20 protein-coding genes are annotated in these 22,455 nt (G+C 63.0%); 12 read left to right on the top strand and 8 right to left on the bottom strand.

Annotated features, from left to right (window positions below; translation table 11 throughout):
• Positions 1-27 precede the first annotated feature (27 nt).
• The 4 genes from era to lepB all read right to left on the bottom strand — a co-directional run bounded on the left by era (position 28) and on the right by lepB (position 2,841).
• Positions 28-936 carry a GTPase Era gene (era, locus tag Q0D44_RS07630; RefSeq protein ID WP_294134806.1) on the bottom strand — a complete coding sequence of 303 codons (909 nt, stop codon included), beginning with the start codon at positions 934-936 and terminating at the stop codon, positions 28-30.
• A 117-nt stretch (positions 937-1,053) separates the two neighbouring features.
• Positions 1,054-1,260: a GIY-YIG nuclease family protein gene (locus tag Q0D44_RS07625; RefSeq protein WP_294134803.1), complete on the bottom strand. Its 207-nt coding sequence runs from the start codon at positions 1,258-1,260 to the stop codon at positions 1,054-1,056.
• 61 nt (positions 1,261-1,321) lie between these two features.
• On the bottom strand, positions 1,322-2,005 hold the full coding sequence (rnc, locus tag Q0D44_RS07620) for a ribonuclease III (RefSeq protein ID WP_294134802.1): 684 nt from the start codon (positions 2,003-2,005) through the stop codon (positions 1,322-1,324).
• Positions 2,002-2,841 (bottom strand): signal peptidase I, encoded by an 840-nt coding sequence (gene lepB, locus Q0D44_RS07615; RefSeq protein ID WP_294134799.1) that lies wholly within the window; start codon positions 2,839-2,841, stop codon positions 2,002-2,004. The genes rnc and lepB overlap by 4 nt, the downstream gene beginning before the upstream one ends.
• A gap of 176 nt (positions 2,842-3,017) precedes the next feature.
• On the opposite strand from lepB, the gene pgi reads away from it, so the two are divergent.
• Positions 3,018-4,523, top strand: coding sequence for a glucose-6-phosphate isomerase (gene pgi / locus Q0D44_RS07610; RefSeq protein ID WP_294134797.1), 1,506 nt, complete (start codon positions 3,018-3,020; stop codon positions 4,521-4,523).
• A 170-nt stretch (positions 4,524-4,693) separates the two neighbouring features.
• Positions 4,694-6,040, top strand: a complete 1,347-nt coding sequence (gor, locus tag Q0D44_RS07605; RefSeq protein ID WP_294134794.1) for a glutathione-disulfide reductase — start codon at positions 4,694-4,696, stop codon at positions 6,038-6,040.
• An 81-nt stretch (positions 6,041-6,121) separates the two neighbouring features.
• Here gor and Q0D44_RS07600 read toward each other — a convergent pair whose 3' ends face one another.
• A complete protein-coding gene (locus Q0D44_RS07600; RefSeq protein WP_294134791.1) occupies positions 6,122-6,853 on the bottom strand; it encodes a 2OG-Fe dioxygenase family protein in 732 nt (243 codons plus the stop codon).
• 58 nt (positions 6,854-6,911) lie between these two features.
• A complete protein-coding gene (locus tag Q0D44_RS07595) occupies positions 6,912-8,327 on the bottom strand; it encodes a helix-turn-helix transcriptional regulator (RefSeq protein ID WP_294134788.1) in 1,416 nt (471 codons plus the stop codon).
• 231 nt (positions 8,328-8,558) lie between these two features.
• Between Q0D44_RS07595 and Q0D44_RS07590 the strand changes: the two genes are divergently transcribed.
• The 8 genes from Q0D44_RS07590 (at position 8,559) to Q0D44_RS07555 (ending at position 19,099) form a co-directional block, all read left to right on the top strand.
• Positions 8,559-10,091, top strand: coding sequence for an acyl-CoA carboxylase subunit beta (locus Q0D44_RS07590; protein ID WP_294134786.1), 1,533 nt, complete (start codon positions 8,559-8,561; stop codon positions 10,089-10,091).
• 127 nt (positions 10,092-10,218) lie between these two features.
• The gene (gene mce, locus Q0D44_RS07585; protein ID WP_294134782.1) at positions 10,219-10,656 is read left to right on the top strand and encodes a methylmalonyl-CoA epimerase; all 438 of its coding nucleotides are present in this window, start codon (positions 10,219-10,221) and stop codon (positions 10,654-10,656) included.
• Between the two features lie 187 nt (positions 10,657-10,843).
• Entirely contained in the window at positions 10,844-12,997 is a 2,154-nt protein-coding gene (gene scpA, locus Q0D44_RS07580) for a methylmalonyl-CoA mutase (RefSeq protein WP_294134780.1), read from the top strand.
• A gap of 124 nt (positions 12,998-13,121) precedes the next feature.
• Complete coding sequence (bioB, locus tag Q0D44_RS07575; protein WP_294134778.1) at positions 13,122-14,129, top strand: biotin synthase BioB; 1,008 nt, start codon at positions 13,122-13,124, stop codon at positions 14,127-14,129.
• Between the two features lie 232 nt (positions 14,130-14,361).
• A complete protein-coding gene (locus Q0D44_RS07570; protein WP_294134775.1) occupies positions 14,362-16,362 on the top strand; it encodes an acetyl/propionyl/methylcrotonyl-CoA carboxylase subunit alpha in 2,001 nt (666 codons plus the stop codon).
• Between the two features lie 123 nt (positions 16,363-16,485).
• Positions 16,486-17,175, top strand: a complete 690-nt coding sequence (locus tag Q0D44_RS07565) for a DUF2490 domain-containing protein (protein ID WP_294134772.1) — start codon at positions 16,486-16,488, stop codon at positions 17,173-17,175.
• A gap of 165 nt (positions 17,176-17,340) precedes the next feature.
• Positions 17,341-18,930 (top strand): MFS transporter, encoded by a 1,590-nt coding sequence (locus Q0D44_RS07560; RefSeq protein WP_294134769.1) that lies wholly within the window; start codon positions 17,341-17,343, stop codon positions 18,928-18,930.
• Between the two features lie 19 nt (positions 18,931-18,949).
• Entirely contained in the window at positions 18,950-19,099 is a 150-nt protein-coding gene (locus Q0D44_RS07555; RefSeq protein ID WP_294134766.1) for a DUF2256 domain-containing protein, read from the top strand.
• Positions 19,100-19,156: 57 nt separating this feature from the next.
• On the opposite strand, the gene Q0D44_RS07550 is transcribed toward Q0D44_RS07555, so the two are convergent.
• Positions 19,157-20,329 carry an acetyl-CoA C-acetyltransferase gene (locus Q0D44_RS07550; protein WP_294134764.1) on the bottom strand — a complete coding sequence of 391 codons (1,173 nt, stop codon included), beginning with the start codon at positions 20,327-20,329 and terminating at the stop codon, positions 19,157-19,159.
• Between the two features lie 49 nt (positions 20,330-20,378).
• Positions 20,379-21,467: an alpha/beta hydrolase gene (locus tag Q0D44_RS07545; RefSeq protein WP_294134762.1), complete on the bottom strand. Its 1,089-nt coding sequence runs from the start codon at positions 21,465-21,467 to the stop codon at positions 20,379-20,381.
• On the opposite strand from Q0D44_RS07545, the gene phaR reads away from it, so the two are divergent.
• Complete coding sequence (gene phaR, locus Q0D44_RS07540; RefSeq protein WP_217672347.1) at positions 21,466-22,056, top strand: polyhydroxyalkanoate synthesis repressor PhaR; 591 nt, start codon at positions 21,466-21,468, stop codon at positions 22,054-22,056. The two genes, Q0D44_RS07545 and phaR, sit on opposite strands and share 2 nt — an antisense overlap.
• Positions 22,057-22,062: 6 nt before the next feature.
• Complete coding sequence (locus Q0D44_RS07535; protein WP_294134759.1) at positions 22,063-22,407, top strand: hypothetical protein; 345 nt, start codon at positions 22,063-22,065, stop codon at positions 22,405-22,407.
• Positions 22,408-22,455 lie beyond the last annotated feature (48 nt).

Below are 22,455 nucleotides of genomic sequence, written 5' to 3'. Positions count from 1 at the left end.
CGTCAGGATGACGGTGGTGGGGAACTCTTACTCGACCCAGTCCAGCCCGATGTCGCGGTAGATGCCGCGATCATTTTCCCAATCTTCCTTGACCTTGACGTGCAGGTAGAGGTGGACCTTCACCCCCAGCAGGTTCGCCAGTTCCTCGCGCGCTTTTGAGCCGATTTCCTTGAGGCGCTGCCCCCCCTTGCCCAGCACGATGGCGCGCTGGGTCGAGCGGCCGACCAGGATTTGCTGGTGGATTTCGACCGATCCGTCCTGCCGCTCCTTATATTGTTCGGTATCGACGGCAGCCGCGTAGGGTAGCTCGGCATGGAGTTGATGATAAAGCTGCTCGCGGGTGATTTCCGCCGCCAGCATTCGGTCGGTCGCGTCCGACACCTGATCTTCGGGGAAATGCCATGGTCCCTGCGGCATCGCGGCGGCGAAGGCGGCTTTCAGTTCAGGCAGGCCATCGCCGGTCGCGGCGGACACGAAGAAGATTTCGTCAAAGCCCAGCGTGTCGTTCAGCACCTGGGTATGGGTCAGCAGCTTTTCCTTGATGGCGATATCCACCTTGTTGAGGATCAGCCATTTGCGTTCGGTGCGATGCTTGAGCGCTTCGATGATGGGTTCCAGCTTTGGGCCACGGCCCGCCTTGCCATCCACCACCATCGCGATCAGGTCCGCGCCCTGCGCGCCGCCCCAGGCCGCCTGCACCATGGCGCGGTCCAGCCGCCGCTTGGGCGCGAAAATGCCGGGCGTATCGACCAGCACCAGTTGCGCGTCGCCCTCTATCGCGACGCCCATCACGCGGGTGCGCGTGGTCTGCGCCTTGGCACTGGTGATCGCCACCTTCTGCCCCACCAGCGCGTTGACCAGCGTGGACTTGCCCGCATTGGGCGCGCCGACAACGGCAATGACGCCGCAGCGCTGATTGGTTTCTGAAACTTCCAAATTATACTCCGTTCGCCCTGAGCCTGTCGAAGGGCTTTACTTTTCTGTCTTTGATCGCGCCAATGTCGAGATCAACGTCCAATCCTCACGGATCAGCGCCAGCTTCTTCGCCCGGCCCTAACCCTTAGTCTGTCTCTCGGCTTCGAGCGCCTCTATACGTGTGCCGAACGATTGCGACCAGACCAGTTTCACAGGCAGGCGCGATTGCGTGTAGCCAGCGATGCTGCCCGCTTCATGCTGACCGATACGGCTTTCCAGATCGTCGGTATGGCCGACATAGAAACTGCGGTCTGCGCAATGGAGAAGGTAGGTCCAGAAGGGCATCGTCGGATTTAAGAAGAAGTAAGACCCTTCGACAAGCTCAGGGCGAACGGGGTTGTGATGATCACCCCGTCAGCTTCTCCAGCAACGCCGCCGCTGCCGCTGTCTCCGCTTCCTGTTTCGATCCGCCGGTCGCGCTCGCCTCGCCCGCGCCCTTGATCGTCACTGATACGACGAAACGCAGCGCATGGTGGGGGCCGGAGCGGTCCTTGACTTCATATTCGGGGGGCTTGCGCTTGTTGGCGGCAGCCCATTCCTGGAGCGCGGATTTGGGATGGCGGGGGGCGGCGGTCTGGGTATCGACCCGGTCGGCCCAGAGGCGGCGGACGAGCGTGCGCGCTTCCTCCAGCCCCGCCTCCAGATAGAGCGCACCGATCAGCGCTTCCATGACGTCGCCCAGCACATTGTCGCTATTGGCCGCGCCATCGTCGCGCGCCTGCTTGCCCAGCACCAGATGGGTGGGTACGCCCGCTGCGCGCGCTACCTCTGCGCAGGTTTCGCCTGATACCAGCGCATTGAAACGGCGCGACAATTTGCCTTCGGGTTCGCCAGAAAAGCGTTCGAACACCCATTCGGATACCAGCAGCCCCAGCACCCGGTCGCCCAGAAATTCCAGCCGCTCATAATTGACCGGATTGGCGCTGCCATGGGTGAGTGCCTGGTTGAACGGCGCAGGGTCACGCGGCGGACGCCCGATCAGCGCCGCCAGCCAGCCATCGGTGTCGGGCCGGGGTGCCTTATGATTCAAAAGCCTTCCCCGATCCGGTTCCAGCGCGCAGCCGAGAACCAGGTCCAGGGCAGCAGCCAGTTGGCGCTGCCATCGGTCGAAAATACCGAAATCATCGCCTTGCCGACCAGATTTTCCTCCGGGACGAGGCCGATGCCGCCACCATCGACCGCCGGGAAGCGGCTGTCGGCGCTGCGATCGCGATTGTCGCCCATCATGAACAAATGGCCCTGCGGCACCAGCACCGTGTCGCGATCATCCGCTGCGCCGTCCGGCACCAGATCTAGGACGTTATAGCTTTTCGCGGGCGTATCCTTGGTCGCGGGCAGGGTTTCGCGATATTGCGGGTAGCGACACTGCTTGCCACCGCCGGGTGCGGCTTCCTCGAAATCGGGGCGATAGCAGGGGGACTCCGCGCCTTCCTTGGCCGCCGCATCGGTCATATTCGGGGTCACTGGAATAACGAGGTCGGCGACCTTCTGCTTGGGGATGGCCGCGCCGTTGAGGTAAACGGTGCCACCGCGCACGGCGATCATGTCACCGGGCAGGCCGATCACCCGCTTGATATAGTCGTTCCTCTGGCTTGGCGGCGCCTTGAACACCACCACGTCGCCCCGGTTGGGGGTGGACGCGAAAATGCGGCCGGGGATCAGCGGGATGCTGAAGGGCAGCGAATAGCGCGAATAGCCATAGGGCCATTTGGCGACCAGCAGATAGTCGCCGATCAGCAGGCGCGGCTGCATCGATTCCGACGGGATATTGAACGGCGAAATGATGAAACTGCGCAGCACAAAGACGAACAGGCCCAGCCTGGCGAGGAACCAGATAAAGTCCCGCGTTTCCGATTTTGCAGTCATGGGTGGTCGTTCTATCCCTGTGAAATCGCCGATAAGGCGGCCGTCGCGGCTTTTGAGGCTTGCGCCCTGACACGTCAAGCGCGTCCTGACCGATGCAATTGGTCGAAACATTGGCTAAAGAGGCCAAGAATCGGCAGGTGCAGCGCCGGTTTCGATTTCATCGAAGAGGATATTCCATGCCGAGTCCTGCACTGGCGGCCATCGCCGCCCTGCCGCAAGCCGACCTCAAGTCGATTTTCACGACCGATCCCGATCGCCTGTCCAAGCTGGTGCTGACCCAGGGACCGATCCGCTTCGACTGGTCCAAGACGCATTTGACCGATGATCTGATGACCGGATTTCTGGCGCTCGCGGACGAGCAGGGCTTTGCCCGGCGGCGCGACGCGCTGTTTGCGGGCGAGGCGGTGAACAACACCGAAGGCCGCGCCGCCGAACATCCTGCCGAGCGCGGGGAGGGGAACCCCGACAGCGTTGCCCATGCCAAGATGCTGCATAACCGGATGCGCGGCTTGATCGATGCGATCGAGGCCGGGGCGCTAGGCGAGATTCGCCATATCCTGCATATCGGCATTGGCGGCTCGGCCCTTGGCCCCGACCTGATCGTCGATGCGCTGGACGGCGACGGAGTGCGGTATGACGTGGCGATCGTGTCAAACGTCGATGGCACCGCGCTGGAGCGGGCGATCGAGGGGTTTGATCCCCATGCGACGCTGATCGCGATTGCCTCCAAGACCTTCACCACCAGCGAAACCATGCTGAACGCGGCGAGCGCGATCAACTGGATGGTCGAGGGCGGGGTGGATGATCCCTATGGCCGCGTCGTCGCGCTGACCGCCGCGCCCGACCGGGCGATGGAATGGGGTGTCGATGAAACCCGCATCCTGCCCTTTGCCGAGTCCGTGGGCGGGCGTTATTCGCTCTGGTCCTCGATCGGCTTTCCTGCCGCGCTGGCGCTGGGCTGGGATGCGTTTGAAAGCCTGCTGGAGGGCGCGGCTGAGATGGACCGCCATTTCCGCCTGTCCGATCCGGCGCAGAATATCCCGCTTATCGCGGCCTTTGCCGACCAATATTATGCGCGGGTGCTGGGCTGCCAGACCCGCGCCGTGTTTGCCTATGACGAGCGGCTGGCGCTGCTGCCATCCTATCTCCAGCAGCTGGAGATGGAGAGCAATGGCAAGGCGGTGAAGCTGGACGGATCACCCGTCGATGGCCCGACCGCGCCGATCACCTGGGGCGGGGTGGGGACGGATGCGCAACATGCCGTGTTCCAGCTGCTGCATCAGGGGACGATCATCACGCCGGTCGAGTTTATCGCCGCGATCGAGCCGGGCCATGCGCTGGACCCGGCGCATCATCGCGCCCTGCTGGTCAACTGCTTCGCGCAGGGGGCAGCGCTGATGCGGGGCAAGGATAATGCTGCCGATCCGGCGCGCGCCTATCCCGGCAATCGTCCATCCACCACCATCCTGATGGACGATGTGACCCCGCACGCGCTGGGCGCGCTGATCGCCTTTTACGAGCATCGCACCTTTGCCAATGCGGTGCTGATGGGGATCAACCCGTTCGACCAGTTCGGCGTGGAGCTAGGCAAGGAGATTGCCAAGTCGATCGAGAGTGATGGGCCGACGGGGTTTGATCCATCGACCATGGCATTGATCGAGATTGCGCTGGGGGCGGAGTAAATCACAACAGCCGTTCGTTTCGAGCGCAGTCGAGAAACGCGGAAGCGACGCTGCACGCTTCTCGACACGCTCGAAGCGAACGGAGGTGGTTTGGCTACCAGCAGCACGATTCCCGTTTGTAACTCCCGCGCCCAACCGCCATATCCCCCGCACCCAATCGGAGGCCAGGCATGAGCGAGTTTGATTTCGACCTTTTCGTCATCGGTGCAGGATCGGGCGGCGTGCGTGCGTCGCGCGTGGCGGCGGCGCATGGGGCGAAGGTTGCGGTGGCCGAGGAATTTCGCGTCGGCGGCACCTGCGTCATTCGCGGCTGCGTGCCCAAGAAGCTGCTGATTTATGGCGCGCATTTTGCCGAGGATCTGAAGGACGCGCGCCGGTTCGGCTGGAATGTCCCCGACTGCGGCTTTGAATGGACCACGCTGCGCGACAATGTGCTGGGCGAGGTCGATCGGCTGGAGGGTCTCTACAAGAATACGCTCAATAGCCATAAGGTCGAGATGATCCCCGAACGCGCGGTCGTGACCGGTCCGCACAGCGTGAAGCTGGCGAGCGGGCGGGAAGTCACCGCTAAATATATATTGGTCGCGACCGGCGCCTGGCCGATCATGCCGGAGATTGAGGGCGCGGAACATGGCATCACCTCCAACGAGGTGTTCCATCTGGAACAATGCCCCAAGCGGATCGTCATCGTCGGTGGCGGCTATATCGCCAATGAATTTGCCGGTATCTTCCACCAGTTCGGCAGCCACGTGACGATCGTCAACCGGTCCGGCACTTTGCTGCGCGGCTATGACGAACAGATACGCGACCGGCTGCTCCAGATTTCTATGAGCAAGGGCATCAATTTCCGCTTCAATGCGCAGATGGAGCGGATCGAAAAGACCGAGGATGGCACGCTGTGCGTCCACTTCCAGTCGGGCGACCCGGTGGCCGCGGACGTCATCCTGTTCGCGACCGGGCGCAAGCCCAATGTGGACGGGCTGGGGCTGGAGAGCGCGGGCGTCGATCTGGACGACAAGGGCGCGATCAAGGTCGATGACTATAACAAGACGAGCTGCGAGAGCATCTATGCCGTGGGTGACGTCACAGACCGGTTGCAACTGACCCCGGTGGCGATCCGTGAGGGTCACGCCTTTGCCGACACGGTGTTTGGGGGGAACCCGCGCACGGTCGATTATGACTGCGTGCCGTCCGCCGTGTTCAGCCACCCGCCGCTCGCCGGTGTCGGCATGACCGAGGCCCAGGCGAAGAACAAGCTGGGGACAGTGAAGGTCTACACGTCCGACTTCCGCCCGATGAAATATGTGCTGGCGGGGCGCGAGGAGCGGGCGCTCTACAAGATGATCGTGGATGCGACGACCGACCGGGTGGTGGGCCTGCACATGATCGGTCCCGACGCGCCGGAGATATTGCAGGCCGCCGCCATCGCGGTGAAGGCCGGGCTGACCAAGCAGGATTTCGACGACACGGTGGCGTTGCATCCCAGCATGGCGGAGGAATTGGTGCTGTTGAAATAATCCTCCCCGCTTGCGGGGAGGTGGCAGCCCATAGGGCTGACGGAGGGGGCTTGCCAAGCCTCACGCCCCCTCCACCACTGGCTACGCCAGCGGTCCCCCTCCCCGTGCCGGGGAGGATATGAACGTCACCACCAGCGCATCGCGCCAGGCCGGTTGGGCGACATCCACCGCGTGGATTTCCGTCACCCCGTGCAATATCCGTCGATCGTCGATCAGCATCGCGTCGCCCGGTTCCGCCAGCATGAATTCGCCCAGCGCCGTGCCGTCGGGGGCGCCGATGCGGGTCACGCCTTCGCGCACGTTACGCCGCTCGATCAGCATCACGAACACATGATCCACCCCGTCGCGGTGCAGGCCTTCGGGTGTCGGGCGACCGACTTCGCCGGGCTTTGCCTCGATACGGAATTGATGCATTTCGACATGCGCCGGGCCGCTCATCGGGAAATGTGCGGCGCAAAAGGCGAAGATCGCTTGGCAGACCGGATTATCGACCGTGGCCTGCTCGACCGGATCGAACCAGCGCTGCACATCGCCATTGAGCGCATTATAATCGCGGCTCTGATAATGGGGCTGGTGCGGCTGGCGGGTGAAGGCACCATCCTCACAGCGAAAGGTCGCGTGGCGGCGGCGGCGATAGCGTCCGCCGTCGGCCATATAGAGGTCCGGTCCCAGATCGTTCCAGCTATCGGCGAAAGCGCGCCAGTCCGCCATATCGATGCCCAGCTGCGCAAAGGTCTGACTGCCCGACAGGCGTGCATAGCCAATCGTCGCGAGGGCGTCAGTTACGGGGTCGATCAGTGCGCAGTCGGTCATTATGTCTCCCTACTACCCTGCTGAAACGAGCAATAGGGCCGCTTTCCACATGGTGGCGTCACCCGATCCAGTAGGGGACGATCTGGCGATTGTCCGGGTCGACATGGATCGGCCGGTCGGCGGGCGGGAAGGCGCGCTGGTCGCAGCTTTGGCGCGAACAGAGGCGGCAGGTGATGCCGATCGGTGTCGCCGCGCCCTCATCCTCCAGCCGCAGCCCGTCCGCATAGACGAAGTTGGCGGCATGGGCGGTCTCGCACCCCAGCACCACGGCAAAGCGGCGCGGGGTGCGGCTGTAGCTGCCCGATGGCTTCACCAGCCCCTTGGCCATCGACACATAGCGCACCCCATCGGGCGTCTCGCCCAGTTGCACGTTGATCCGGTCGGGGATGGCGACGGCTTCGTGGACGTTCCACAGCGGGCAGGCACCGCCGAAGCGGGCGAATTGCAGCCGGGTGGCGCTGTGGCGTTTGGTGATATTGCCCGCCATATCGACGCGGCAGAAGAAGAAGGGAATGCCGCGCAGGCCGGGGCGTTGCAGGGTGGAGAGGCGATGGCAGGCCTGCTCGAAACTGACGCCAAAGGTGCGGGCCAGACGGTCGATATCGTGACGCATGACCCGCGCTGCTTCCCGAAACGGGGCATAGGGCATCAGCAGCGCACCGGCGGCATAATTGCCCAGGCCGATCGCCAGCAGCCGGTCCGCGCCAGTGACGGGCAGGGCAGCCTTGGTCACCACGTCGGCAATCACCGCCTGCCCCTCCAGCATCATCAACTGGTGCGCCAGCATGAATTTGCGGCTTTCGGTAGGCAGCGCCGCGTTGATGAACAGGCGTCTGTCCGCCGCGCTATAGGATCGCAGCGCGCTGTCTGGCGTGTCGGCGATCAGCGTTTCGATGCCGTGCCGCCGCGCCAGTGCCTCGACCAACATCCCTTCGTCCAGCGCCTGGCCGGCAGTGAAGCTCGCGGCCATATCCTCGGCCAGGCAGTCGAGCGTGTGGACATAATTGCCCGCCTCATGAAACCAGTCGCGTGCGGCCTCCCACGGCAAGCGTGCCTGCACCGTGCTGTCATTGGCGATCGCTTCCTCGATCATGTTGATGCGTTCATTGGCCCGGATATGGGCGTTGTAGAGGTCGAGATAGCGGGCCGCGAATTCGGGGAATTGCAGATGCAATTTCTCGATCCGCTCCGGCTCCAGCGCGACGCCGGGCAGTTCGGGATGGCTGAGCGCGAAGGTGAAGGCGCCCAGCATCTGCTCGTCCTCACGCGCGTCGAAACTGGCCCAGTCGGTGGGAAAGGCATTGGCGAGCGCCGCCTTGACCTTGGCGGTCAGGGGGCGATCGTCATTTTCCATCTGGGACAAATAGGACACGGATATGCCCAGCGCCTGCGCCATCGTCGCCTGATCCATGCGATGGTCGAGCCGCAGCTGGCGCAGCCTTGGTCCTGCAAAGATACGATTGCCGCGTGCCATGATGGTTGCCTGTCCTTTGTCTAATCCAACCGCCGTTCGTTTCGAGCGAAGTCGAGAAACCGGTGCGCGACGTTTCTCGACTTCGCTCGAAACGAACGGAGGGAAGTGTGGGCGACCCTAATTTGCGAAGTGGTGATTTGCAAATTAGCAAATTTGCATTTGCGAAAAATCGCAAAGACGGGAAAAGGGCGGCTATAACGACGTCCGTGTCCTGACCGGAGAGATATGCCTATGTCGAAGCTCGCCATTATCGAACAGCTGGAAGCCAAGCGCGAAGGCGCGCGTATGGGGGGCGGCCAACGCCGCATCGACGCGCAGCATGGCAAGGGCAAGCTGACCGCGCGCGAGCGGATAGAGGTGTTGCTGGACGAGGGCAGCTTTGAAGAGCTGGACATGTATGTCGAGCATAATTGCACCGATTTCGGCATGGATGAGGCGCATATTCCCGGCGATGGCGTCGTCACCGGCTCCGGCACGATCAACGGGCGGCTGGTATTCCTGTTCAGCCAGGATTTCACGGTTTATGGCGGCGCAGTGTCGGAACGGCACGCGATGAAGATCTGCAAGATCATGGACATGGCGTTAAAGGTCGGCGCGCCGGTGATCGGCCTGAATGACAGCGGCGGCGCGCGGATTCAGGAGGGCGTGGCGTCGCTTGCGGGCTATGCGGAGATTTTCCAGCGCAATGTGCTGGCCAGCGGCGTGGTGCCGCAGATCAGCGTCATCATGGGGCCATGCGCGGGCGGCGCAGTCTATTCGCCCGCGATGACCGACTTCATCTTCATGGTGAAGGATAGCAGCTTCATGTTCGTGACCGGACCCGATGTGGTCAAGACGGTGACGAATGAGGTGGTGACCCAGGAAGAATTGGGCGGCGCGGTGACGCACACGACCAAGTCCGGCGTGGCGGACGTGGCGTTCGAGAACGACATAGAGGCGCTGCTGGCGGTGCGCGATTTCGTCGACTTCCTGCCCGCGTCGAACAAGGAACCGGTGCCGGAGCGGCCGAGCGCGGACCCGTGGGACCGGATCGAGCCCAGCCTCGACACGCTGATCCCGGCGAATGCGAACCAGCCCTATGACATGCACGAACTGATCAAGAAGATCGTGGATGAGGGCGATTTCTTCGAGGTGCAGCCCGCGCACGCCGGCAATATCATCTGCGGCTTTGGCCGGGTTGAAGGGCGCACGATCGGCATCGTCGCTAACCAGCCCTTCGTGCTGGCGGGCGTGCTGGACATCAACTCGTCCAAGAAGGCCGGGCGCTTCGTGCGCTTCTGCGATGCGTTCGAGATACCGATCGTGACGTTGGTGGACGTGCCGGGCTTCCTGCCGGGGACCGCGCAGGAGCATAATGGCATCATCAAGCATGGCGCGAAACTGCTGTTCGCCTATGCCGAAGCGACGGTCCCGAAAATCACCATCATCACGCGCAAGGCCTATGGCGGCGCTTATGACGTGATGGCGTCCAAGCATCTGCGCGGCGATCTGAACTATGCCTGGCCGACCGCCGAAATTGCGGTGATGGGTGCCAAGGGCGCGGTCGAGATCATCTTCCGCGGCAAGACAGCGGACGAGATTGCCGAGCGCACGGCGGAATATGAGGCCCGCTTCGCCAACCCGTTCGTGGCCGCGTCAAAAGGCTTTATCGACGAGGTGATCCAGCCGCACTCGACGCGCCGCCGCATCGCGCTGGGCCTGCGCAAACTGCGCAACAAGGCGCTGGAGAATCCGTGGAAGAAGCATGACAATATTCCGCTTTAACTAGAGTTCCCCTCCCGCTTGCGGGAGGGGTTAGGGGAGGGCATGTCCCTCTCGACAGACTATCCGTTGCCGGATCGGACAGGCCCTCCCCCGTCCCCTCCCGCAAGCGGGAGGGGTGACAAGAAGCATGAAACTCGGCCGTCTCAATCATATCGGTGTCGCCACGCCCAGCCTGGAAAAGAGCATCGCTTATTATCGCGATGTGATGGGCGCGACGAAAATTCATGAACCATTCGACCTGCCCGCGCAGGGGGTGAAGGTGTGTTTTGTCGATACGCCAGGGGAAAACGGGACTGTGGGGACACAGATCGAACTGATCGAGCCGTTCGATGAAAGCTCGCCGATCACCGCCTTCATCGCCAAGAACCCGGCCGGGGGGCAGCATCATATGTGCTATGAAGTGCAGGACATTCTTGAGGCGAAGGCCTGGTTCGAGGCGAAGGGCGCGCGGGTGCTGGGCGAACCGCGGATCGGGGCGCATGGCACGCCGATCTTCTTCGTGCATCCCAAGGATATGAATGGCGTGCTGACCGAGATTATGGAGACGCCGAAGGAGGCGCATTGACGGTTTAACCCTCCCCCCACGGGGGGGAGGCGCGAGACTTGGGGGATGCGTAGCAGACCCTTAGTCGCAACGGAGAGGGGGGTACGACGCCCGATGGGTCGGTCACCCTCTCCAACTTCGGCTAGGCAGACAAGCTGCCAAGCCTGCGTATCCTCTCCCCACCGGGGAGAGGGAGTAAGGGTAGAATATGACCGACAAGCCGACGCTGGACCAATGGGCCGCCGCTGCCGCCAAGGAAGTGAAGGGCAAGGATTTGACCTGGGCGACCCCGGAAGGGATCGCGGTCAAGCCGCTCTACACGGCCGACGACGTGACCGTCGATCCCGGCCTGCCCGGTTTCGCGCCGTTCACGCGCGGCGTGCGCGCGTCCATGTATGCCGGGCGTCCCTGGACCATTCGGCAATATGCGGGCTTTTCGACCGCCGAGGAATCCAACGCTTTTTACCGCCGCAACCTCGCCGCCGGGCAGAAGGGGCTGTCGGTCGCCTTCGACCTCGCCACCCATCGCGGCTATGACAGCGACCATCCGCGCGTCACCGGCGACGTCGGCAAGGCAGGCGTGGCGATCGACACGATCGAGGATATGAAAATCCTGTTCGACGGCATCCCGCTCGACCAGATGTCGGTCAGCATGACCATGAACGGCGCGGTCATCCCGATCCTGGCCTTCTTCATCGTCGCGGGCGAGGAGCAGGGGGTCGATCGCAAATTGCTCGACGGGACCATCCAGAACGACATCCTCAAGGAGTTCATGGTCCGCAACACCTATATCTACCCGCCCGAACCCTCCATGCGGATCATCAGCGACATTTTCGGCTATACGTCGCGCGAGATGCCCAAGTTCAACAGCATCTCCATTTCCGGCTATCATATGCAGGAAGCGGGCGCGACGCAGGTGCAGGAGCTGGCCTTCACCATCGCCGACGGCATGGAATATGTGAAATATGGCGTGGCGTCGGGCTTGGACATCGACAAGTTCGCAGGCCGTCTGAGCTTCTTCTTCGCGATCGGCATGAACTTCTTCATGGAAATCGCCAAGCTGCGCGCGGCGCGCGTATTGTGGCATCGCGCCATGACGCAACTGGGCGCGAAGGACGAGCGCAGCAAGATGCTGCGCACCCATTGCCAGACGTCGGGCGTGTCGCTGACCGAGCAAGACCCCTATAACAACGTCATGCGCACCACGATCGAGGCGATGGCCGCGATGCTGGGCGGGACGCAGTCGCTCCACACCAATGCGCTGGACGAAGCCATCGCGCTGCCCACCGATTTTTCCGCCCGGATCGCGCGCAACACGCAGATCGTGATCCAGGAAGAAACCGGCATGACCAAGGTGGTCGATCCGCTGGGCGGCTCTTATTATGTAGAGGCACTGACGCAGCAACTGGTCGACGAAGCTTGGGCGATCATCGAGAAGGTGCAGGCCGATGGCGGCATGGCGAAGGCCGTTGCGGCTGGCTGGCCCAAGGCGATGATCGAGACGGCGGCAGCGGCGCGGCAAGCGCGGGTCGATCGCGGCGACGACGTGATTGTGGGCGTGAACAAATATCGGCTCGCGAGCGAGGATTTCCTCGAAACGCTCGACATCGACAATGCCAAGGTGCGCGAAGGCCAGATCGCCCGGATCAACCGGGTGAAGGCGGAACGCGACAGCGCAAAATGCGATGCGGCGTTGCAAGCGCTGCGCGACGGCGCAGCCAGGCCGTCCAGCCTCGACAACAACCTCCTCGCCCTCGCCGTGGAGGCCGCCCGCGCCCGCGCGACGCTGGGCGAAATCTCTTCGGCGATGGAAGAAAGCTTCGATCGCTACGGAACCCAGCCGACGCCGGTGAAAGGCGTCTATAGCGCGCCCTACGAGGGCGACAGCCGCTGGCAACAGGTACTCGACGGCGTGCAGGCCGTCGAGCGGCGCCTCGGTCGCAAACCCAAACTCCTCATAGCCAAGATGGGGCAGGATGGGCATGACCGGGGCGCCAACGTCATAGCGTCCGCGTTCGGCGACATGGGCTTCGACGTCGTGTCGGGACCGCTGTTCCAGACGCCCGACGAAACCGTGGTGCTGGCGCTGGAAAGCGGCGTCGATGTCGTAGGCGCGTCGTCGCTGGCGGCGGGCCACAAGACGCTGATCCCGGACCTGATCGCCAAGCTGCGCAAAGCGGGCCGCACCGACATCAAGGTGATTGCGGGCGGTGTCATCCCGCCGCAGGATTATGACTTCCTCCGTGACGCGGGCGTCCAGGGCATTTATGGACCAGGCTCCAACGTCGTGGAATGCGCCGCCGACGTGCTGCGCCTCCTCGGCCACAACATGCCCCCCGCCGGGCTGGAGGACGCCGCATAATGATGATCTTAAATCCGTTCGCCCTGAGCCTGTCGAAGGGCCGGCCTGAGCCTGTCGAAGGCTTTGCGCTTCGCTTCGCTCAGCAGACGGCTTCGACTTCGCTCAGCCCGAACGGAGGTGGGGAATGAACGCCGTGACAACCGCCCGCACCGACTGGACCCGCGCCGAAATCGCCGCGCTGTTCGACCTTCCCTTCAACGACCTGTTGTTCGAGGCGCAGTCGATCCATCGCGCGAATTTCCCGCGTAATGAGGTGCAGCTTTCCACCCTGCTGTCGATCAAGACCGGCGGTTGCCCGGAAGATTGCGGCTATTGCAACCAGTCCGCGTCGGCGGAAAGCGGCCTCAAGGCCGAGAAACTGATGAGCGTGCAGGCCGTGATGCAGGCGGCGGCGCAGGCGAAAGATGCGGGCAGCTCGCGCTTCTGCATGGGCGCGGCCTGGCGCAACCCCAAAGAGCGGGACATGCCCGCCATCGTCCAGATGGTGAAGGGCGTGCGCCAGATGGGCATGGAAACCTGCATGACGCTGGGGATGCTGAGCGAAGGGCAGGCCAAGGTTCTGGCCGATGCGGGCCTGGATTATTACAACCACAATATCGACACCTCGCCCGAACATTATGAGAAGGTGATTACTACCCGGACGTTCGACGACCGGCTGGAAACGCTGGAGAATGTGCGTAATTCGGGGATCAATGTCTGCTCCGGCGGCATTGTCGGCATGGGCGAGACGCGCGAGGACCGCGTTGGCTTCCTGCACGCGCTGGCCGTGCTGCCGACCCATCCGCAAAGCGTGCCGATCAACGCGCTGGTGCCGGTCAAGGGCACGGTGCTGGGCAATATGCTGGCCGACACGCCGCTGGCGAAGATCGACGAGATCGAGTTTGTGCGAACTGTCGCGGTGGCGCGGATCGTGATGCCGGAGAGCATGGTGCGATTGTCGGCTGGGCGTGAGAGCATGTCGGATGCGTGCCAGGCGCTCTGCTTCATGGCGGGGGCGAACAGCATCTTCACCGGCGACAAGCTGCTGACCACCGCCAATGCGGGCGACAATGCGGATGCGGCGCTATTCGCGAAGCTGGGCGTGGTGCCTATGCAGGCCGAGGTGAAGGTTGCGATGGAGGCGGCGGAGTGAATTTCACTCCAACCTTCGTCACCCCGGACTTGATCCGAGGTCCAGTTGTTCTTCTGGCGTCGTAAACCACGCTGATTGATTTGTTTGCTCAGCCCGAACGGGGTGAGAGGAAATGACCGTCAAGCCGGACTTGATCCGGCATCCAGAGCGGCAAGCACAACGCCTGCCACCCTGGACCCCGGATCAAGTCCGGGGTGACGAATTGGATATAGGACTGGGGCAAGGATAGAAGATGGCAATCACCAAGATCCTGATCGCGAACCGTGGCGAAATTGCGTGTCGTGTCATGCGCACGGCCAAGAAGATGGGCATCAAGACCGTCGCGGTCTATTCCGATGCCGATGCGCGCGCGCCGCATGTGTTGATGGCCGACGAGGCCGTGCATATCGGCCCGTCGCCCGCCGCTCAATCCTATCTGATCGCCGACAAGATCATCGCGGCCTGCAAGCAGACCGGCGCGGATGCGGTGCATCCGGGCTATGGCTTCCTGTCGGAGCGGGAGAGTTTCCGCAAGGCGCTGGACGCGGAGGGCATCATCTTCGTCGGGCCGCCCGCAAACGCCATCGCGGCTATGGGCGACAAGATCGAGTCCAAGAAGCTGGCGCTGGAAGCGGGCGTCAATGTCGTCCCCGGCTTCGTCGGCGTCATCGATGACACCGAACATGCCGTCAAAATCTCCAACGAGATCGGCTATCCGGTGATGATGAAGGCGTCCGCTGGCGGCGGCGGCAAGGGGATGCGCCTTGCCTATTCCGAACAGGATGTCCGCGAAGGGTTCGAAGCGACAAAGCGCGAAGGCCTCGCCAGCTTCGGCGACGACCGTGTGTTCATCGAAAAATTCATCGAAAGCCCGCGCCATATCGAAATTCAGGTGCTGGGCGACCAGCACGGCAATATCGTTTACCTGAACGAACGCGAATGTTCGATCCAGCGCCGTCACCAGAAGGTGGTCGAGGAAGCGCCGTCGCCCTTCGTATCCCCTGAAATGCGCAAGAAGATGGGCGAGCAGTGCGTCGCCCTGGCCCGCGCGGTCGGCTATTTCAGCGCTGGCACGGTCGAACTGATCGTGTCGGGCGAGGACAAGACCGGCGACGGTTTCTACTTCCTGGAAATGAACACCCGGCTCCAGGTCGAACATCCCGTCACCGAGGAAATCACCGGCGTCGATCTGGTCGAACAGATGATCCGCGTCGCCAATGGCGAGGCGCTGGCCTTCACGCAGGCTGACGTCAAGATCAACGGCTGGTCGATCGAGAACCGCGTCTATGCCGAAGATCCCTATCGCGGCTTCCTGCCGTCCACTGGTCGCCTGGTCCGCTACAATCCGCCCGAAACCGGCGCGGATGAAAGCGGCGCGCTGATCCGCGTCGATGATGGCGTGGAGGAGGGCGGCGAAGTCTCCATGTTCTACGATCCCATGATCGCCAAGCTGATCACCTGGGCGCCGACGCGGCTGGAAGCGATCGACAAGCAGATCGAGGCGCTCGACAAGTTCGAGATTGAGGGGCCGGGCCACAATATCGATTTTGTCTCCGCGCTGATGCAGCATGAGCGGTTCCGGTCGGGCAACATCACCACCGGCTTCATCGCCGAGGAATATCCCGACGGCTTTCAGGGTGCGCCTGCGTCGGCCGAATTGCTGGTGCGACTGTCCGCCATCGGTGCTTTCGCCGCGATGGCGCAGGCCGACCGCGCGCGTCGGATCGACGGACAGCTGGGCAAGCGCCTGCCCCCGCCGACCGGCTGGCAGGTCAAGATTGGGGACGCGATCCATGACGTCGAAATCGACGGGGACGAAGTGACCGTCGATGGGCAAGCGCTCGACATGGCGCTGGAATATACGCCGGGCGATCGCCTGATCGAGGCGGAATTTGGCGACGAGCAACTCGCCGTCCGCATCGCGCCGGTGCGGTCGGGTTTTGTCCTGACCTGCCACGGGGCCAGTCACAAGCTGCGCATCCTGCCCGCCCATGCTGCACCCTATGCTGCGCACATGATCGAAAAAATCCCGCCAGATCTGTCGCGCTTCCTGATCTGTCCGATGCCGGGCCTGCTGGTTGCGCTGCATGTTGGCGAGGGCGACAAGGTTGAGGCCGGGCAGCCGCTCGCCGTGATCGAGGCGATGAAGATGGAAAATATCCTCCGCGCGCAAAAGGCAGGCGTGGTCAAGAGCGTGTCGGCGGCGCAGGGCGACAGCCTGGCCGTGGATGCGGTCATTCTCGAAATGGAATAAGCGCGAGCTGTGTCGCAGGAACAAGGGCCGCTCCGCTGAGGCAGGGCGGCCCTTTGTTATTTAATGTTTCGCTGGGCTGTCGCGCCTTGCCCCGGTCCCGGCCTTTCCCCTAGCAGCCGCGGCATGAGCAGCCTGCGACAGACGATCCTCCGCCTTTCCGCCCTCTTCACGGCCATGATAGCGCTGCCGGCGCACGGTGCCGAAGATGAGCAATATTGGCTGCAGACCATCGCGCAGGGGCCGATCTCCGGCGACATCGTCTATTTTGCCGAGGTGCAGTCGCGCTTTGGCAGGGACATGGACGGGCTGGACCAGATGCTGCTGAGGCCCGCGATCGGCGTCAAACTGTCCGACCGGCTGACCGTCTTTCAGGGCTATGCCTATGTCCGCACGCCGCGGTCCGGTGGCGGGGATACGCGCGAGCATCGCAGCTTCCAGCAGATCAACTGGTCGCTGGGCAAGTTGGCTGGCGGACCGCTCTCCTCGCGCACGCGGATCGAGCAACGCTGGGTGTCGAGCGGCGACGATATGGGCTGGCGGCTGCGGCAATGGTTGCGGCTGGCGGTGCCGCTGACCGGCAAGCCGGGCGGCGTGTCGGCGCTGACCTATGCGGAAGGGTTCGTGGCGCTGAACGATACCGACTGGGGCGCGCGTGAAGGGTTTGACCGGCTGCGCAGCTTTGCCGGGCTGGAAGTGCCGGTGGCGGGCAAGTCGACCGTGGAGGTCGGCTATCTCAACCAATATGTCAAAAATCGCGGTCGGGCCGATGATGTCGACCATGTCCTGCTGGTCACGCTGCAACTGCGCCGCTGAGGCCTTTTTTAGCCTGTCCTATTGCCCCCGCTTCATGCGATATCGGCCCCTGTTCCGCGCGCCGACAGTGGCGGTTGCGCAAAGCGGTGTTGGAAATTTAATTACCCCGTGGGGTAACGCAATTTCACAATTACCGGGAAAAGTGCGAAGTTAAGGGGGCAGGGGATGAGCGGAGCGGTCGGCAGCGACTATGTGATGGACGTCAGGCGCGACCGGCTGGTCATCACCGCCTCAGCGCTCGGCACCGTGTTCGAATGGTATGATTTCTACATCTATGGCGTCCTCGCACCGATCATCGGGCGGACCTTCTTCCCGACCGACAATCCTACCGTCGAACTGCTCTACACGCTGGCGGGTTTCGCGATCGGCTTTGCCTTCCGTCCGATCGGCGCGGCCTTGTTCGGCTATCTGGGCGACCGGCTGGGGCGCAAATATACCTTCCTGGCCACGATCATCCTGATGGGCGTCGCGACGGCTGGGGTTGGCCTCACCCCTTCCGCCGTCAGCATCGGCATTGCCGCGCCCATCATTCTGATCACGCTGCGGATCGCGCAGGGGCTGGCGCTGGGCGGCGAATATGGCGGGGCGGCCATCTATGTCGCCGAACATGCGCCGCCGGGACGGCGCGGTTTTTATACCAGCTTCATTCAGGCCGGGGTGATCGGCGGCTTCATCCTCTCGCTGATCGTCGTGGTCGGCACGCAATGGCTGGTCGGGCCGGAAATCTGGGCCGATTGGGGCTGGCGGCTGCCCTTTCTTTTCTCGCTTGCCCTGCTCGGCATATCGCTGTGGATGCGGCTGATGCTGCGCGAAAGTCCGGTATTCACCGCGATGAAGAAGGCAGGCACCCAGTCGAAAAATCCGATCAAGGAAGCCTTCACCTATCCGGGCAACAAGAAACGGATGCTGGTCGCGATGATCGGTGTCGCTGCCGGGTTCACAGTGATCGCCTATACAGTCATGTTCCAGGCGCTCAGCTTTCTGCAAAGCGGATTGCATGTCACGCAGGGTATGGCGCAGCTATTGGTCGGGGTCAGCGCCCTGGCCGGGGTGGCGTCGATGATCTATTTCGGACATTTGTCCGATCGTATCGGTCGCCGCAAACCCATTATGATCGGGTATGCGCTGGTGCTTGTTCTGCTCATGCCGCTTTACCAGTTCATGGGCGTCATGGCGAACCCGACGCTCAGCACGGCGGCGGAGCGTGCCCCGGTCGTGGTGCGCGGCCCGGACTGCCTGTTCGATCCCTTTGCCAAGGTCCAGCCGACCGCCTGCGGCAAATTGCTCGACCATTTTTCCAAACGCGGCATCCCCTATGACAAGCAGGCCGCGGCCACGCCCGCGGTGCGGATTGGCGATCTGGTCGTCACGGACCTGAGCGCCGATGGCCTTGACGCCGCGTTGAAAGCGGGGGGCTACCCGACCGGCAGCGTGACGCCGGACTGGCCTCGCGCGATGGCAATTTTCGCGGCATTGTTGTTACTCTGGACGCTGTCAGGCGCGACCTATGGGCCGGTCGCGGCGCTCCTGTCGGAATATTTCCCGGCGCGTATCCGCTATTCGTCGCTGTCGATCCCCTATCATATCGGCACTGGTTATTTCGGCGGTTTCCTGCCGCTGGTCAGCCAATATATCGTCGCGCGAACCGGTGATCCCTATGCCGGGCTTTGGTACACATTGGCCGTCGTGGCCCTGGCGCTTACTAGCTGTCTGGTCGCGCTGCCGGAAACCAGAGACCGCCAGCTCGACGCTTAGCACAACCGGGGAATCATCCATGCCACGCGGCGTTGCAAAGCGGGATCTGCCAACCAAGACCTGCCCGGTCTGCCAGCGCCCCTTTGCCTGGCGCAAGAAGTGGGAACGCGACTGGGACAATGTGGTCTATTGTTCCGACCGTTGCCGCAGCGCCCCGCGCCAAGCCTGACACGAAAAAGGCCGCCGCTCCGTTGGGAGCGACGGCCTTTTGTAATCTCTCAGTCGATCAGCGTTCGATGCACATCGCAACGCCCATGCCGCCGCCGATGCACAGGGTCGCCAGACCCTTTTTCGCATCGCGCTTTGCCATTTCATAGAGCAGGGTGGTCAGCACCCGCGCGCCCGACGCGCCGATCGGATGGCCGATGGCGATCGCGCCGCCATTGACGTTGACCTTGGACGCATCCCAGCCCAGTTCCTGACCCACCGACAGCGCCTGCGCGGCAAAGGCTTCATTGGCTTCGATCAGGTCGAGGTCCGCGATCGACCAGCCCGCCTTCTCCAGCGCCTTGCGGCTGGCCGGGGCCGGGCCGATGCCCATGATCGAAGGATCGACACCGCAGGTCGCAAAGCCGGCGATCCGGCCCAAAATGGTCGCGCCGCGCTTCGCAGCGGTATCTGCGGTCATCAGCACCAGTGCGGCGGCGCCATCGTTCAGGCCGCTGGCATTGGCGGCGGTGACGGTGCCGTCCTTCTTGAAGGCAGGCTTCAGCTTCTCCATCGCTTCGATGGTGGCACCGGCGCGGATATATTCGTCGGCATCAACGATGGTGTCGCCCTTGCGGCCCTTGATCGTGACCGGCGCGATTTCGTCGACGAAACGGCCCGATGCCCGTGCGGCTTCGGCCTTGTTCTGGCTGGCGACGGCAAAGATGTCCTGTGCTTCCCGGCTGATCTGATACTTCTCGGCCAGATTTTCCGCGGTGATGCCCATATGATAATTGTTGAAGGCGTCGGTCAGGCCGTCATGGATCATCGTGTCGACCAGGCTGACATTGCCCATCTTGTTGCCCGCGCGCAGATATTGCGCATGGGGAGCAAGCGACATGCTTTCCTGCCCTCCAGCCACCATGATGTTCGCGTCCCCGGCGCGGATCGCCTGAGCCGCCAGTGCAACGGCGCGCAGGCCGGAGCCGCACAGCTGGTTGAGGCCGATCGCGGTGCGCTCGACCGGGATGCCCGCATTGACGGCGGCCTGACGCGCGGGGTTCTGGCCCTGACCGGCGCTCAGCACCTGGCCCAAAATCACCTCGTCCACTTCGTCGGGCGCGACACCGGCCTGCGCCAGCGCGGCGATGATCGCCTGACGGCCCAGTTCATGCGCCGGGGTCGATCCGAACGCGCCCATGAAGCTGCCGACGGCCGTGCGCTTGGCGGCGGTAATGACGATATCTGACAAAGGCTCGATCCTCTATTATTGGGGTCTCTTTTCGCAGGCGCACATAGCATCATCCGCCATGGCTGGAAAGCCATTGGGACAATGGAAACCACAGCGTTTCGCGCGCCTGTCCGCCCACCACCATGCCGACATGACCCAGTTTGAATTGCCAGTCTGTAGCCAATTGGGTCGAAGCGGCGGCAGGGACGATGCGATCCGTCGTCGAGCGGATCGACAGGGTCGGGCAGGCAAGCCCATGTGGATCGACTGTCTGGCCTCCGACACGCCAACGTCCCTCTCCGCTGGCGTTACCGGCATAAAGGTCATCGAACAGATCGCGTCCCGCCGCATAGGTCAGCGGCGGCCCGCCATTGGCCCAATCCTCCACTGCCATAAAGGCGCGCTCTCCGTCCGATCCCGCCGCTACATCGGCAAAAGCGGCGAATTTGCGGATCGTGCGGGCCGGGTCCATCGCCCAGAAACCCGATTGCAGCACCTCCATCGGCACATAGCCCAGCCGATCGCACATGGGCTTGGCTCCGCGCCACAGGGCGCTGATTTCCTGCCGGTCGGCATCGCTGAAACCGTCGAATCGCCAGGGCGAAGCGATCGTCGCCACCGCCCGCATCGGGTGCAGCATGGCAGCGCCCAGCGCCAACGTGCCGCCCAGGCAATAGCCCACCAATATGGGGGGGCGCGGCAGGGAGGCTATCAATGGCAAAAGCCGGTTCGTGATGTGGCCATCCAGCCCCATCATCGCATCCTGAGCCGACGGACTGCCCCAGTCGACGAGCCAGGCGTCATGTCCTGCTGCAGCCATGTGGCGCAGCAAAGATCGGCGTTCGGACAGGTCCAGCACCTGCGGCGGATTTATGAGCGAGGGTACGAAAACCACCGGCGCGCGGCCATTATCAACACCATAGCGCAGCAACCGCGCGCTGCCGACCTGCACCATGCTGGCGGGGGCAGGCGGGGGGGGAGGGCGCTGCGCCTGTTGATAACGGCGCAGGCCGATGAAGGCGCGTTTGCGCAGCTCTGGATCGCCCTCTGTTTCGCGCCATAAAATGTTGAGAAAAAGGGGTAAAGGCCTTGGGCCATGTTGCGGTGCGGCAACGCCCTGTGCTATTGAGGAGTGTGCAGGTGCGGGAGAGGTGTCCATGGCCAAATCTAAAGCGGCTAATGAATCAGAGCCGGTGGTTATCAAGAAATACGCTAACCGGCGGCTTTATAACACCGAAACGTCCAGTTACATCACCCTTGATCTGTTGTCGCAGATGACGCGCGAGGGCCGCGAGTTCACTGTGGTTGATGCCAAGAGCGGCGAGGACATTACCCATAATGTCCTGACCCAGATCATCATGGAAGAAGAACAGCGCGGCGAAAATATGCTGCCGGTCAATTTCCTGCGTCAGCTGATCTCCATGTATGGCGATTCGATGCAATCGATGGTGCCGCAATATCTCGAAGCGTCGATGGATGCGTTCCGCAAGAACCAGTTGCAGTTTCAGGAAGCGATGCAGGGCGCATTCGGCGGCGGCCCACTGGCCGAGATCGCCAAGCGCAACATGCAGATGTTCGAAGCGGCGACCAGCGCGTTCAAGGGCGCTGGCGGGCTGATGCCGGGTGTCCCCGGTATGCCGGGTATGCCCGGTGTGGCGACCCCGGCCGAAGCCGAAAAGGACGATGAGATCGCGGTGCTGAAGGCGCAGCTTGCCGCGCTCAACGCCAAGATCGACAAGCTGGGCTGAACCCCAATGGCAAAGGCCGACCGGCTGGAACGACTGGACGTGCGGCGGGTCGAGCTGGAAGCCGACTATGACGCGGCGCTGATCGCGGCGCTTCAGGTCACGGCAGGCGGGGTTTGGGGCCTGTTCGACCATAAGCCTGACCGGCAGGCGCGTGCCAAGGCCGCGCCGGTCGTCGCGGCGCTGGATGAACTGGCCGCCGATATCGACAATCTGCGCGATCAATTGGGGCTGGAGCCGTTTGCGCTGCACCAGTCCTTTCTCGCCGCACGCGGCCCGGTGGCGTCTGACGCGCCGGGCGAGCCAAAACAGGCGCGGGCCTGGCTCGAAAAACTGGGTGTCGCCGTTAGCTGAACACCAATGTGCGTCGGGGGTGGACGGGGACAGCGCGCATGGCCTATT

The sequence above is a fragment of the Sphingobium sp. genome, from assembly GCA_023266575.1.
In the GTDB taxonomy this organism is placed as follows: Bacteria; Pseudomonadota; Alphaproteobacteria; order Sphingomonadales; family Sphingomonadaceae; genus Sphingobium.
Note: the sequence above shows the minus strand (reverse complement) of the source record. Positions and strands in the feature narration are given on the sequence as shown.

Bases quoted from the DNA above. Each gene is read 5' to 3' on its own strand.
- Q0D44_RS07625 (WP_294134803.1), bottom strand. From the start codon at position 1,260: ATGCCCTTCTGGACCTACCTTCTCCATTGCGCAGACCGCAGTTTCTAT.
- lepB (WP_294134799.1), bottom strand. From the start codon at position 2,841: ATGACTGCAAAATCGGAAACGCGGGACTTTATCTGGTTCCTCGCCAGG.
- pgi (WP_294134797.1), top strand. From the start codon at position 3,018: ATGCCGAGTCCTGCACTGGCGGCCATCGCCGCCCTGCCGCAAGCCGAC.
- gor (WP_294134794.1), top strand. From the start codon at position 4,694: ATGAGCGAGTTTGATTTCGACCTTTTCGTCATCGGTGCAGGATCGGGC.
- Q0D44_RS07600 (WP_294134791.1), bottom strand. From the start codon at position 6,853: ATGACCGACTGCGCACTGATCGACCCCGTAACTGACGCCCTCGCGACG.
- Q0D44_RS07595 (WP_294134788.1), bottom strand. From the start codon at position 8,327: ATGGCACGCGGCAATCGTATCTTTGCAGGACCAAGGCTGCGCCAGCTG.
- Q0D44_RS07590 (WP_294134786.1), top strand. From the start codon at position 8,559: ATGTCGAAGCTCGCCATTATCGAACAGCTGGAAGCCAAGCGCGAAGGC.
- mce (WP_294134782.1), top strand. From the start codon at position 10,219: ATGAAACTCGGCCGTCTCAATCATATCGGTGTCGCCACGCCCAGCCTG.
- scpA (WP_294134780.1), top strand. From the start codon at position 10,844: ATGACCGACAAGCCGACGCTGGACCAATGGGCCGCCGCTGCCGCCAAG.
- bioB (WP_294134778.1), top strand. From the start codon at position 13,122: ATGAACGCCGTGACAACCGCCCGCACCGACTGGACCCGCGCCGAAATC.
- Q0D44_RS07570 (WP_294134775.1), top strand. From the start codon at position 14,362: ATGGCAATCACCAAGATCCTGATCGCGAACCGTGGCGAAATTGCGTGT.
- Q0D44_RS07565 (WP_294134772.1), top strand. From the start codon at position 16,486: ATGAGCAGCCTGCGACAGACGATCCTCCGCCTTTCCGCCCTCTTCACG.
- Q0D44_RS07560 (WP_294134769.1), top strand. From the start codon at position 17,341: ATGAGCGGAGCGGTCGGCAGCGACTATGTGATGGACGTCAGGCGCGAC.
- Q0D44_RS07555 (WP_294134766.1), top strand. From the start codon at position 18,950: ATGCCACGCGGCGTTGCAAAGCGGGATCTGCCAACCAAGACCTGCCCG.
- phaR (WP_217672347.1), top strand. From the start codon at position 21,466: ATGGCCAAATCTAAAGCGGCTAATGAATCAGAGCCGGTGGTTATCAAG.
- Q0D44_RS07545 (WP_294134762.1), bottom strand. From the start codon at position 21,467: ATGGACACCTCTCCCGCACCTGCACACTCCTCAATAGCACAGGGCGTT.
- Q0D44_RS07535 (WP_294134759.1), top strand. From the start codon at position 22,063: ATGGCAAAGGCCGACCGGCTGGAACGACTGGACGTGCGGCGGGTCGAG.